Source organism: Natrialba magadii ATCC 43099, assembly GCF_000025625.1.
Lineage (GTDB): Archaea > Halobacteriota > Halobacteria > Halobacteriales > Natrialbaceae > Natrialba > Natrialba magadii.
Window position 1 is genome coordinate 752,862 of the sequence record NC_013922.1, and the last position, 12,529, is coordinate 765,390.

Sequence of the window (12,529 nt, forward strand, 5' to 3'; positions counted from 1 at the left end):
CCAAAATATATTTTGTATTGGTGGGTAACAGGATAGATACTGGTGCCCTACTACGACACACTCGAGCATCTCCTCGAAGAATGCGAGCTTGCGAACGCGCGTCTGGAGGCGTTTCACGAGCGTGCCACGTCACGGTTCGCTCGGGACGGGCTATCGATGGACGAAGCCGACGGGGTCGGCGAGCCGGTCGCGTCGGCCGCTACTTTCGAGTACGCACTTCCAGAACGAGACCGTGATCGGTTTCGGGAGCGACGAGACCGTATCGAGCGCAAGTGTAACGCAGCCCACGAACAGGGTGTCGAACTTCGCCTTCGGAACCTCGTCGACACGTTCGACCTGCAGCCACCGCATCGTGATGTGCTGGTCGTGGCGCTGTTGCCCGACCTCGACCCCGGCGTCACCGATTCAATGACCGGCCTGACCGATGAACGGTCTACTACGCGTCCGACGGTCGGTCTCTGTGCCGACCTGTTTGCCGACTCGCCCGCGGCGTTTGCCAGCGCTGTCAGGCTGCTCTTCGATGAATCACCGCTTGTCGAAGCCACCCTCGTCACGCTCGAACGTCCCGACGACCCGTCGGCGTCAATACTCGATGCGGTCGTCGCCGTCAAGGACCGAATTCGGTCGTACCTGCTGGGCAGCGACGGCGTCGATTCGGCACTACAGACACACCTCGAGCGCGAGACCCGAATCCGGGACCAGCCACTGACGATCGCAGACGCAGACGCGTCCCTCGAGGACCTGCTGATAGCCCCGGAGTGTCGGGCGGATCTGGAGGCCCTGCCCGATCCCGATGGCCGGGGACGGCGCGTCTACGTCCATGGCCCGGAGGGAGCCGGAATGCACCGTGCTGTGGAAGCCGTCTGTGAGAGCGACCGGCTGCTTCGGGCCGACCTGCGGGCGGTCCTCGCAGCCGACGCCCTCGATGCGGTCGTCCGCGAGGCGCGACTGCTCGGCCTGCCGCTCGTCCTCCACCACGCCGACCAGGCTGCTGCCGACGCGGATCAATCACTCGAGGCGATCGTCCATCGCGTCGGCGACCTCGAGACCGACCTCTACGTCGTCGGCCGAGAGTCGTGGACGCCGTCGAACCGGCGGGACCGAACGCTGGACGCGATCCAGTCGTTTTCGCGACCGACTATCGCACAGCGACGGGAATTCTGGGCGGACCGGGCTGACCAGTTCGCGGCGGATATCGATCCGGAACGGCTGGCGAGCACGTTCGATCTGACCCAGGGACAGCTGGAGGCGGCGCTGACGACAGCTCGAACGCTGGCTGCCGACGGCGGGCCGACCGTCGACGACATACGCGCCGGCTGTCGCGCCCAGTCCTCCGACGCACTCGAGGACCTGGCACAGCACGTCGAGCCCGACCTGTCGTGGGACGACATCAAACTCGGCGACGAGACGAGACGCCAACTCGAGACCCTCGAGGCCCACGTCACGAACCGTGGGCGTATCTACGACGACTGGGGGTTTCGCGACCGCGACAAGAACGCGGGCGTGGTCGCCCTGTTCAAGGGACTGCCGGGGACCGGGAAGACGATGGCCGCCGAGGTGCTGGCAAAGGAAGTCGGGATGGATGTCTACAAGATCGACCTCTCGTCGGTCGTCTCGAAGTACATCGGCGAAACCGAGGAGAATCTCGAGGAGATCTTCCAGGCAGCCGAGCAGTCGAACGCGATCCTGCTGTTTGACGAGGCCGACTCCATCTTCGGCGACCGGGCGGAAGTTTCCGACGCGACCGACCGGTACGCGAACGTCGAAGTGAACTACCTGCTCCAGCGGATCGAACACTACGACGGCATCATCGTGTTGACGACCAACTACGCACAGAACATCGATACCGCCTTTTCCCGGCGTATCACGCATACGATCCGCTTCGAGAAACCCGACGCAGCGACACGACGGGCGATCTGGGAGTCGATTTTCCCACCGTCGATGCCCGTCGAGAACATCGACACCGAGTGGCTCGCCGACTTCGAGTACAGCGGCGGGACGATCGACAAACTCGCGAAACACATCGCGATCTACGCTGCCGAGGCCGACGCCGAGACGATCACGATGCGACACGTCGTCGAAGCGCTCGAACAGTACAAACGAGATCGGAACAGTCGTATTCAGGATCGTGACTTCGAACCGTATCTCGAGTATCTCCAGGGACCGACCGAACGAGAACAACAGCAACAACGCCACCGGATTCGCCACGATGAGAACTGACAAGCGCCATCACCGACAATACCCGAACCGATGACGTACAGCGCCATAGCCGACGTGACGACGGCGATCGTCGAACTTTTGCGGGAGCACGCGGCGGAAGCGGCAACGCCACTCGATCCGTCCGGGATCGAAGCAGTTGCTCCTGATGCGGTCGATTCGCTCTCCGGGCTCGAACTCGCAGTGTATCCGTACCGGATTGCGACGGACAATCGGGCCGGAACGGCGGTCAAGCAAGTGACCGGCACGACCCGCTCCGATCCGCCGCTGACGCTTTCGGTGCGGTATCTACTGATCGCCTATACTGATCACGATGAGACGCGAGCGGAGAGTGGTGACGGACGATCGGGACCTCTCGAGCGGGGGACGAGTCTGGGTGCTGCGTTGCAAATTCTTCACGACAACCAGCAGCTCGATCCGAACGACTCGCCGGCGGCGCTGTATCAGAACGAGTCGCTCACGATAACGTTCGTCGACGAACCACTCGACGAGATGCTATCGCTGTGGGCTCAGTTCGAGGGTGCGAGCTATCGCCCGACCGCCGCCATCGAGGTTGCGCCGGTCGTGATCCAATCGTTGAACGAGGAAGAGTTCACGCGTGTCGATGAACGGGAAACTCGCGTCGGGCGTCACACAGACGGAGCCGATACCGATGAGACGCCGGATCGTCTCGACATACCTGGTAACTCGTAGCAGGCGACGAGTTGTGCTGATTCGATATCTGGTGTGACTATTCCGGGAGTCCCGACACCGTTTCGAACCGCTGATAGGTCAACTCGATCGATTCGAACGCCATCCGGTTTTTCGCACCGATGAGGTCGGGCCCCTGCCATCGGGTCGGATAGGCACCGGTAAACTCCCAGCCCCAGACGCTCTGTCCCTGGAAATCCTCCTGCAGTTTGATGACGACGTCTTTCCGCGTCACGGTACCGCTCATCACCTCCTCGATCCACTGCCAGAACGTCGCATCTTCGGTCATCCCGCGTTCCATCACGAGATTCGCGTGCGAAAACGTCCCCGGCAGCGAGTGGACGTGGTCGTTGACGCCGCCTTCTCGGTACTGGACGGTCTCCAGTTGCATCGTGATGCCGGAGATCTCCGAGAAGCCGGCGACCGGTTCGCCGTCGACCTGTACTTCGAAATTGAACTGTGTGTATGGGTCGCTCTGATCTGTGTACGTCATAGTATGTGATTCTGTGAGCGTGAGAGGAGTGAAAGCGGGCTAGAGGTCCTCCAGGGAGTTCCGGAGGATGGTCCCCTCGCCGTCGTCCCCCAGGATGCTTCCGGAGTGGCTCTCCTCAAACTGCGGTGACGGAGAGTGGCCGTCGTTCATCCGTTCGTTGATCTTGCTGATCTCTTCACACCACCGGTGTCGCTCCCAGTGTGGGAGCGTGAGTACCTCGTCGTGGCTCCAGCCGAAGTGATAGGCGACGAACGCGACCTCTTTGTAGAGCGTCTCCCGATCGTACAGCTGTATCACTCGGTCGGATTTCCCGACGCCAGCTCACCCGTCTCGCCGTCCCCGTCGTCCGTGTCGTCCGTGTCGTCGACGGTCGGCGCTTCGAACTCCATCTCAACGTCGTCACCGGCTGGTGCAGCCGGCGACTCGACTGCCGACTCCTCCGCTGACATGTGGGGTCTGCCGGTCAGCACGTCGGCCTCGAACTCGTGTCCACACTCCGGACAACCGGTCGCGACGGTGTTTCGGCCGCGGTTGTTGACCCGTTCGTACATCGCCTGAAGATGCTCCAGATCGGTGACGAACAGGTTCTCGATGACGCTCCGGTCGACCGTCTCGAGCGTGCCGAGTTCCGTCACGACTCTCGCGAGTAGTGTGATCGTCAGGTACGATTGATTCGACTGTACCTTCGGATCCTGAAGCGGTTGGATCTCATCGGCGGCCGTCGCAAGCCGCATTCGACCCTCTTTGTGCAGCGTCCCGTCGTCGTCAACGTACCCTCGAGGGAGAGTGAACTCGAATTCGGTCTGGAGTGGTTGCTCGCTCATTCGTATCGGATGTGCGTGATTGTGATGTTGCTGACGTGTGAGCTGGCGCTGCCGGTGTGAAGATACCCCTCACTGTCGATGCGACACTCGTCACCGTACCAGGTGTGATCGAGGGAGTATCCGTGTCCGGACAGCGGTTGCTTCGTCATTGGTTCTTGCGCTCCATCTCTTCGAACTCGACAGTGAACGTCTCGATCGCCAGTGCCTCGGCACCGCCGTTTGCTTGTGCGTTCAGCGTCGGTGGCTCGTACTCGCGGATCCAGGCTTCGGAGAACTCGTACCGGATCGCGTTATTGCCCGACTGGTCCATGATTACCACCGCGATGTCTTTTCTCGCTTCGTCCGCGTTGCCCTCTTCGACGGCCTTCAGCCAGTCGTTGAGGGCACCGTTGTCTTCGTCGGCACCGCGGGCGAGGACGAGCGGCGAGTAGTGGACGTCACCGAACATCTTACGGGTGTGTTTCGAGTCGTCACCCTCGCGGTAATCGTACTCCTCGGTTTCCTTCTTTGGCAGTTTGACTTCGAGGAAACCGGGAACTTCAGCGCCGTCGAGCTCAACTTTGAATTCCGTGCTTGGTAGGGGTCCGTGTTCTGGCATAGGTGTTGTGTGTTATGGTCGTCTGGGTGTGGTTCTACAACGATACGATCAGGCGGTTTCGGTGTCCTGTGCGATTCGGAACACGACGAACTCCGCCGGTTTGACTGGTGCAATACCGATTTCGACGATCAACCGACCGTTGTCGATGTCGTCCTGGGTCATCGTCTCCTCGCCACAGCGGACGAAAAACGCCTCGTCAGCGGTCGATCCCTGTAGACCACCTTCTCGCCAGACCGTTTTGAGGAACTTCTCGGTAGACTGGCGGATACGAGCCCACAGATCTTCGTCGTTCGGTTCGAACACCGCCCACTGCGTTCCCTCTTCGAGCGACTGCTCGATGTAGAGAAACAGGCGGCGAACGTTGATATACTTCCATTCCGGATCGCTGGAACAGGTGCGAGCACCCCAGACGCGGATGCCACGCCCCTGAAAGCTCCGGATACAGTTGACGCCTTTCGGGTTGAGGACATCCTGTTCTCCCTTCGTGATGTCACGTTGCAAGCCGACAATTCCCCGTAGCGGTTCGTTCGCAGGGGCCTTGTGTACGCCGTGGTCGACGTCGCTTCGGGAATAGATCCCCGCGATGTGGCCGCCCGGCGGAGCCAGCTTTTCACGATTGGTAACCGGATCGAGAACCGAGAGCCAGGGGTAGTAGTACCCCGCGTAGGAGGAGTCTACTGGCGTCTCCATTTCTGACACCGGGCCGGGATTTTGCGGAGACTGCAGGATAGCGAACCGGTCACCCATGTTTTCACAGTGAGCAACGATGGCGTCGGTTAGTCCCTGCACGTCGTTTTCGTCCGGAGCGCAGACGATGGAAATCTCGTCGATCGCTTCGAACGCTGCCAGACCGGTTCGGAGGTCGGGTTTATTGACACCTTCGTAGTCGTTGAGTGTCACTTCACCGTCGGAGTCGGATTCGGATTCGGACTCGAATCCGGACTCCGGTTCTGCCTGCTCGGGTAGTTCGGTAACGACTTCCATGTCGACCTCGCGCTCCCCGTCTCGAATCTGTTCGAGTGTATCGATGAATTCATCCGACGATGGATCTGCATCGATGTCGACGGGTTCGGCGAGTGCTTCCAGTTCGTCTTCGTCGAGTTCGTCCAAATCTTCCGGAATGTGCAGCACGTCCTCGTGGTCAACTGCCACGGTACCACCATCAGTGCGGATTTCGTGGTCATCTCGGCTCAACCAGACGAGTCCGTTTTTCGGTCGGCCATCGTCGAGATACTCGATGTTGACTAACACAGAACTCGCCAGTTGTTTTTCGTGGAACTGACTGGATTTCGGATCCGTCGACAGTCCGTCAAACACCTCCTCGACGTCCGGTGAAGGTTCGGGCCGATTACCGTCGGGATCCATCACTTCCGTTCGGTCGCACGACCAGTATCGGACGATTATATCGAACTGGTCCGGATGTTGGCCGTCACGAACAATCACGGCGACGTTCGACCCCCAGTCGCCCGGACCGTTCGCCTCGAGTTCGACGACACCGTTTTTGTCGTCGTCGATCAACGTTCTCGTCGCGACGTCGTTGGGATCGGCTGCAGTAACTCGAGCGACGTAGCAGCGACTCCCTCCGTTTTTGAAGAAGCCGTTGACTGAGACGTCTAGGTTCGACTCTTTGGGACTCGATCCATAGATGCGTTCGAATTCGTTGTAGCTCGTGATGAGCTGTGGTTCGACCGGTCCACGAACCGTCTGTCCCAGAAATCCTGCAGTACTAGTACTTACACCTTCGACTGATTTGCTTCCGGTGCTTTGTTCTTCGACGTAAACTCCGGGTGCTTGATACTCTGGCATTTATATCCTCTTCGAGACGTGCTACGTTACATTAGTAGAACATTATATTAATATATTTTACGGTACGTACAACAGGATAACACATTACAGATCATGAATGTGTTGGAAATATATAATGAAAATCAATCATCGCGACCGGGAGAGGTGAGGTTTCGGGAGTAGCTGTGGTCGTTCGTTTGACGTGGGAGGGATGAACTCATACGAACGTCGTAGCGTGTTATCGGTGATCGGCCGGATGAGACCGGAAATATCCGATAAAGAACGCCAACAGACTGCATCAGGCGTCGGGGACGACGTTGACGAGGACGTCGAACGAATCGACAGTTTCACAGACCCGATCGTCCGCATCGATTAAGTCGATCAAATCGGCGTCGGATTTGAGCGACGATTGCAACTGCGAGACGGCCCGGAGATACCGCTCGAGTGAGCGTTCGGTGACAACACCGTCGAGCAGATCGCCAATTTCGATGAGATACGGGAGCAGCTCCGACAGTTGCTGGGTGTACTGGGTGTGGACGTTTTCGCTGTCAGCCAGTTCGCTGTCGGAAACCCGAACGATCTCCCGTGCTACTCGGCTACTTTCACCGTGATGCTCTTCGATACGGTCGCCAAGCGTGGCAAAATACCTGGCACGATCCTTGATCGTCTTTCGGAGCGTATACCGAGCAAACGTATCACGTTCTTGCTCGAGGGCGTGTAGCGACGTCTCCAGATCGGCGAGTCGATCCTCAATGTCGCCGATGTCGGGATTTGGGTCAACGGGTTCATGAACCGGCGTCTCGTGGGGATTATCGGTGTCCGTGAGATGCTGGGCGAGCAGGCTAAAGAGCAGTTCGTGATCGTACACGTACGGGCGTGCGCCCCTGTCAGTAATTTCGGACCACGACCCGTCGGATGTGCGTTCGTATCCGCCGAGATAGACGGCTGGATCGGACTCGGACGCCGAATCGCTCCCGTGGTGCTCGTGGTACCGGTTGGTCAATTCCTGTGCGAACGACGTCGCATCACGGTCGGCCGATTTCAGCTCGGAGAGGTCGATCGCTTCGGTAACTGCCGACGTCTCCGGTGGGTTCTCTCGGGAGGTGAGTTCGAACGTTTCGACGACTCGGTTTGGCACGGCATCGTCTTCGATTGCCCCGTCAGTATCCGGTACTGGTACGGTCTCGACCGGCACTTCGTTGTACTGGATGAACAGGTGGAGTTCGTCCGACGAGGCGTCCGGCAGCGATGTCGTCGTCATCTGTTCGACGACGATCGGACGACCGCGTCCATCGAGTGCGAGTCCCGGCGTCAGCGTTATTTCGATCCCGTCACTCGTCGGTTCGAACGACTCGATGTCTAGCCCCGAAACGACGCCCGAACCGGTAATATAGCGGTTGAGCGTCTGCAACCGTTCGCTGTGATACGATCGATCGATCTCCATGATTCGGGGCGTCATCAGTTTCCCCTTAAAGAAGCGGTTTTTGGTGAATTGAGAGAGACTCCCCTCCGAGCTCGAAAATTCGCGTGATGGGTCGTTCATCTCCGTCTATCCTTGCTGTTGTTCTCCGTTTTATTAAAAACTTCGTATATATAATTCACCGTGATAGGGATGGGAACCGCCCCGGCTCTGAGACGGGTCGATGGTCGTCGGTTTCGGTATACCTGCAAGTATCTCGTTTCCGAAGTTATCGACCGTGCGTCAGTTGTGGAAGGGTGTGGGAACCGAATCTGATGTCAATGTGAAATTGTATGGCTAAACCCCGGCCTAACGAACTCGATTCTCGCTCCGCTATCCCTTATTAGTGCCACCCAGGTACGTGTCTCGTCCGAGCGTCGCATCACCGAGTGAGAACGACTCGGTTCCGAGGCGCGTGTTGACTCCGAGGAACGTCGCCCGTCCGAGTTCGAACTCATCATCGACAACGTGAACTCGCGCGTCGACGTGTGCGGGCGTTTCAGTCTCGATGATGGTCTCGATTGCTTCTTCGTGGACAGCGGATTCGAACGGGCCACAGAAGACGGCAACCGATCGATCCGTTGGAACCAGCGAGTCGTAGCTGCTGTCGGAGACACCGTCAGTTCCCAATTCGACGTCTTCCGGCTCGAGGAAGAACAGGCGGTAGCCAGTCGCCGTTTCTCCCGCTGCACCGCTCGAGTCACGCACCGCTTTGTCCGTTGCGTGGCGGAGATAGAGTTCGATCATTTCTCGCAGTCCTGCACGTGTCCCCCGTTTTTTGTAGAGTTCGGGAGCCCGTGCCAGATATTCCCGTCGTGCGCTTTCGGGCCACTCGCGGTACTCGTCAGCGGCGAGCCAGTCTTCGAGCCACTCGAGCGAGTCGCTCGGGGCACCGTGTGGGTCGAAATATTTGGTGATCCCGTCGATCTCGGACTGGATGTCGACAAACGACGTCTCGAAAACCGACAGAAACCGTTCAAGAAACGCCGCTGATCTCTTGTCGTCCTGATACAGTTCAGGCATGTACCGAAGATACGACTGTCGGGGACAGTACGCCGTCACGGTGTCGACGAGCGGTGACGCCGTTGGTGTCCCGATCAGTTCGAGTGCGACGTACAGATATCGGCCGACAGCGTCGTGTAGTAGGATGTCTGGACTCTCGTCGCCTTCGGCGACTGTCCATTCGGATTCGGCGTGTATTTCGAGCGCGTTGAACGCGGTTCGTTGCCACTCTCGGACGGTCTTCGACGATAGTGACTCGTCGTGGGTGGTAATCGTTTCGGGATTGGACCGTGCCAGTTCAAGCCCGGAACTGATGCCAGTCGCCTGCAATGACCTGCAGACGTCCGCGGACCGAAGCGGTGCCCACCAGTCCGACGATTCGTCGGATAGAGCGGTTTCATCAGCACCGACTCCGGAGGTGTCTGGTGTTGCCTCTCCCTCTGAAGCTGGTGTTTCGAGCGGCAACAATGGGTCGTCCGTCGCGTAATAGCGAATTTTGATTCTGGTGTTTGCCGGAAAACGAGCGAGATCGACGGCCAGTCGATGCCACTCGAGTTGTTCGGTTTCGGAGTCGTATCGTGTCATCGCGATTCCGGTGTGTTTGTTCCGATCGGCCCGCTCGAGGTATTCGGTTCGTTCGGTCAGTGCCAGACATCGGTTGTGCGTATCGATTGCGTAGAACGACCGCATTCCGTCTTCGGATTCGGTACCGATCAGCGTCTCGATCGGTCCGTCGCTGTCGATCGTTTCGAGTCGAGTCAGTTTCTTCGTTCCCGGCTTGTACTCAAAGAGGGCGTACTCGTTCCGATTTTCGACGACGCCGGCGAGGACGAGTGACTCCACTGTACCCGTTATCGCCGTCGGCGTGAACTGATGGTCCGCGGCGATGAGCGTTTCGGAGAGTCGTGGTCCGTCACCATCGGTGTCACTGCGGTCGAGCTCGTTTCTCCAGAGTCCGTATCCATCGTCTGTCGCGGTCAGTACCACTAACCCGTCCGTTACAGTCGTCACGTCGACTGTCGTCCCCGGCGACTGGTTCGTTTCTTGCTTGGCTCCGCGAATCGAGACGAGTGTCTCCGCATCGTCGACCACATGCAATGCACCGCAGCCGTACGTACTTGCGGACGGCGTGTCTACTGGAACCTCTATCGCCTTGGTTTCACGCCGCATTTCGGGAATGACGGCCGTGATCTCTCCTGACTCGTGAGTAACGAACACACGTGACCCTGCAGTTGCGATCGATTGCGGCGCCCAGCGGTGGCGGGACGTTCTGTCGATCACCAGTTCACGTGTCTCGGTCGTCATATCGTACTGGTACAATCCGCCGTCCGTCGTGAGAATGTAGAGGGTGCCGGTTGGATCCACGGAAACGTCGACGATATCGTCACCGATCGTCTGTGAACGGATCGCGGTCGTCTCTGTCAGGGTGATTCCCCCGTCAGTGATCTGGGTGTTTCGTGCGACCCAGTCTTTCCACCCAGTCTCGCTCGTCGTCACTGTATACGAAAACGTCACAGTCGATCACCTCGCTGGGTAGATGGGTGCATATCGACGGTCACACGTTCGAGCGAAAACAGTCCCATCTCGTCTATCCTCACTCGGTCGTCGTTCGGCGTCCCACCGTGTGCAGTGATCGAAAGGTCCGACACCCGTGCAACCGCATCGACGCCCTCGATCACGTTGCGTAACGCCTCACGTTCGAGCGGGCGGCCAAGCGGCCACCCGTTCCCGTTAAATCCGTGGAGTGGGTGGAGATACGACTCGACAGCATCGGTTATCGCCGACTCGAACCCGCTCGGTGCGTACTGCTGTCGAACCTCGCCGCTTACTGTGATTTCGAGTCGGACGTACTGTGGACCGGTGACGTGAACCCGGTCAGTCAATAACGTCCGCTCCCGGAGATACTCCCGAACGGTATCGAGAAACGCCACACTTGGTTCTGGACTCGGAATGTCCGCCGGTGCGTATGGAACGACGATCACGGTGGCTCGTCCGCTGTCGACCGCGACGTGCGTCCGTCCGATCCTGAGACCAGGTGTTCGTGCCGCGAGACGGCGATAATCCGCTGTGGTCACTGCACGAGCAGGGCGATCGAGGTTCCGCCTGACACGGTGTAGTGCCTCCGTAACGGTCTCGCCGTCCGTGCCGCCAGTGGCGGGCCCAAGCGGGGTGATGTCGATTTCCCTCGCAGCGTGTTCGGCATCGAACGCCTCCCCAGGATCGTCGAGTTGCCAGTTTGCTGCTGCCGAGACGTTGCCGCGTTCACCGCCACCGTAGACGTACTCTGCGCTGACCGTCGTATTTGTCGGCGGAACGGCACCGTTGAATCCGTCGCCGAACGTGACGCGGCCTGCCGGCCGGTCGAGCACGTAGTGACAGTCCTCAGGACCGGACGCATCGAAGTTGGGCACCTCCGTGTACCGTTCGCCGTCGACGTAGACCGTCGCGGAAAGAACGGGACTGTTCGCGAATCGATACGTCTGATTGTCGAACTGTGAGTCGGTTACTGACTCGGATTCAGCGGACACGGGCACCAATCGTTCGTGGTCGACGCTGACTGCGTGGGTCGCGGTAACGACGTTCGTTCGAATGCCGTCGAGCTGTGGTGGAATCTCGTATCCCGGACGGTCGACGCGACAGCGGATCCACGTCGCCGCTGTGGCAGTGTCGGGGAGAGACGGCAGACTCGAGTTGGGTTCTGCCGATAGGTCTGATTCGTCTGCAACGAGTTCGATGATACCAGATCGATAGAGCGAGTTGGTGTTGTCCGTGGAAACGGCCAGCCGTTCCCAACTGCCGTCACAGTGGTGTTCCCACGCGAGTTCGACCGACGGCTCGAACGGTGGGTGCTGTTCGTCCGCCACCGCCGAGGGCGCTGGCAGGTCCTCGTCGTGATAATCGACGTGAAGGGAGAGTCGATTTGCCGACGAGAAGGGGTCGTGGTCGAATCCGATGTACACGGTGTCGTCTGCTTCGACGCGACGGCCGAACGGCCGATAGTACGTTCCTGATGCGGCGTTTGCCTCACTGTGGTTGCTCACAGCGCCAGAATCGCCGATCACGCTGTCGACGCACGCAGTCGTAACGACGAGTGGCTTGTCCGTTTCGAATAGGTACCGTTCGTCGATACCATCGGTTACGCTCAGTTTGGTATCCGCTGGGAGCCGCGTCCCTGCGAACCGTTCGGGAACGTCGAACCTGATCGTCGCCGTCGCCGACTCCGGCGGTCGTTGTCGATACCCGAGTAACTGGAGGTACTTCTTGCGGTGTTCTTCGGTAATCTGATCGAGTTGATAGGTGTGGGTCTCGGTCAGCCACGCGAGGACTTCCAGAATCGTTATGCCGGGATCGTGCGGGTTGAAATCCGTCCACTCGTCGGAGTACGCTGGAATCAGCTTTTTCGCCTGATCGAGTAACGCTTCGTACTCCCTGTCGTCCAGTTCGGGTAAATCAAGTCCCAT

Annotated in this window: 11 protein-coding genes; 2 read left to right on the plus strand and 9 right to left on the minus strand. The window is 59.1% G+C overall.

Going from position 1 to position 12,529, the window contains the following annotated elements:
• Nucleotides 1–42 precede the first annotated feature (42 nt).
• Both NMAG_RS03565 and NMAG_RS03570 read left to right on the plus strand, forming a co-directional pair.
• Nucleotides 43–2,220 carry an ATP-binding protein gene (locus NMAG_RS03565; RefSeq protein WP_012996411.1) on the plus strand — a complete coding sequence of 726 codons (2,178 nt, stop codon included), beginning with the start codon at nt 43–45 and terminating at the stop codon, nt 2,218–2,220.
• Nucleotides 2,221–2,250: 30 nt separating this feature from the next.
• Nucleotides 2,251–2,910, plus strand: a complete 660-nt coding sequence (locus NMAG_RS03570; protein ID WP_004216521.1) for a DUF4255 domain-containing protein — start codon at nt 2,251–2,253, stop codon at nt 2,908–2,910.
• Between the two features lie 37 nt (nt 2,911–2,947).
• On the opposite strand, the gene NMAG_RS03575 is transcribed toward NMAG_RS03570, so the two are convergent.
• The 9 genes from NMAG_RS03575 to NMAG_RS03610 all read right to left on the minus strand — a co-directional run bounded on the left by NMAG_RS03575 (nt 2,948) and on the right by NMAG_RS03610 (nt 12,529).
• Nucleotides 2,948–3,400 (minus strand): phage tail protein, encoded by a 453-nt coding sequence (locus NMAG_RS03575; protein ID WP_004216522.1) that lies wholly within the window; start codon nt 3,398–3,400, stop codon nt 2,948–2,950.
• 39 nt (nt 3,401–3,439) lie between these two features.
• On the minus strand, nt 3,440–3,697 hold the full coding sequence (locus tag NMAG_RS03580) for a DUF6760 family protein (protein WP_004216523.1): 258 nt from the start codon (nt 3,695–3,697) through the stop codon (nt 3,440–3,442).
• A complete protein-coding gene (locus tag NMAG_RS03585) occupies nt 3,694–4,224 on the minus strand; it encodes a hypothetical protein (RefSeq protein WP_004216524.1) in 531 nt (176 codons plus the stop codon). The genes NMAG_RS03580 and NMAG_RS03585 overlap by 4 nt, the downstream gene beginning before the upstream one ends.
• On the minus strand, nt 4,221–4,373 hold the full coding sequence (locus NMAG_RS21935) for a hypothetical protein (RefSeq protein WP_004216525.1): 153 nt from the start codon (nt 4,371–4,373) through the stop codon (nt 4,221–4,223). Before NMAG_RS21935 ends, NMAG_RS03585 begins: the two co-directional genes overlap by 4 nt.
• Nucleotides 4,370–4,822 (minus strand): phage tail protein, encoded by a 453-nt coding sequence (locus NMAG_RS03590; protein WP_004216526.1) that lies wholly within the window; start codon nt 4,820–4,822, stop codon nt 4,370–4,372. The genes NMAG_RS21935 and NMAG_RS03590 overlap by 4 nt, the downstream gene beginning before the upstream one ends.
• Nucleotides 4,823–4,870: 48 nt before the next feature.
• The gene (locus NMAG_RS03595) at nt 4,871–6,628 is read right to left on the minus strand and encodes a phage tail sheath family protein (protein ID WP_004216527.1); all 1,758 of its coding nucleotides are present in this window, start codon (nt 6,626–6,628) and stop codon (nt 4,871–4,873) included.
• Nucleotides 6,629–6,905: 277 nt separating this feature from the next.
• Nucleotides 6,906–8,150, minus strand: coding sequence for a hypothetical protein (locus tag NMAG_RS03600; protein WP_012996412.1), 1,245 nt, complete (start codon nt 8,148–8,150; stop codon nt 6,906–6,908).
• A 249-nt stretch (nt 8,151–8,399) separates the two neighbouring features.
• Nucleotides 8,400–10,583, minus strand: coding sequence for a phage tail protein (locus NMAG_RS03605; RefSeq protein ID WP_012996413.1), 2,184 nt, complete (start codon nt 10,581–10,583; stop codon nt 8,400–8,402).
• On the minus strand, nt 10,580–12,529 hold the full coding sequence (locus NMAG_RS03610) for a putative baseplate assembly protein (RefSeq protein ID WP_004216532.1): 1,950 nt from the start codon (nt 12,527–12,529) through the stop codon (nt 10,580–10,582). Before NMAG_RS03610 ends, NMAG_RS03605 begins: the two co-directional genes overlap by 4 nt.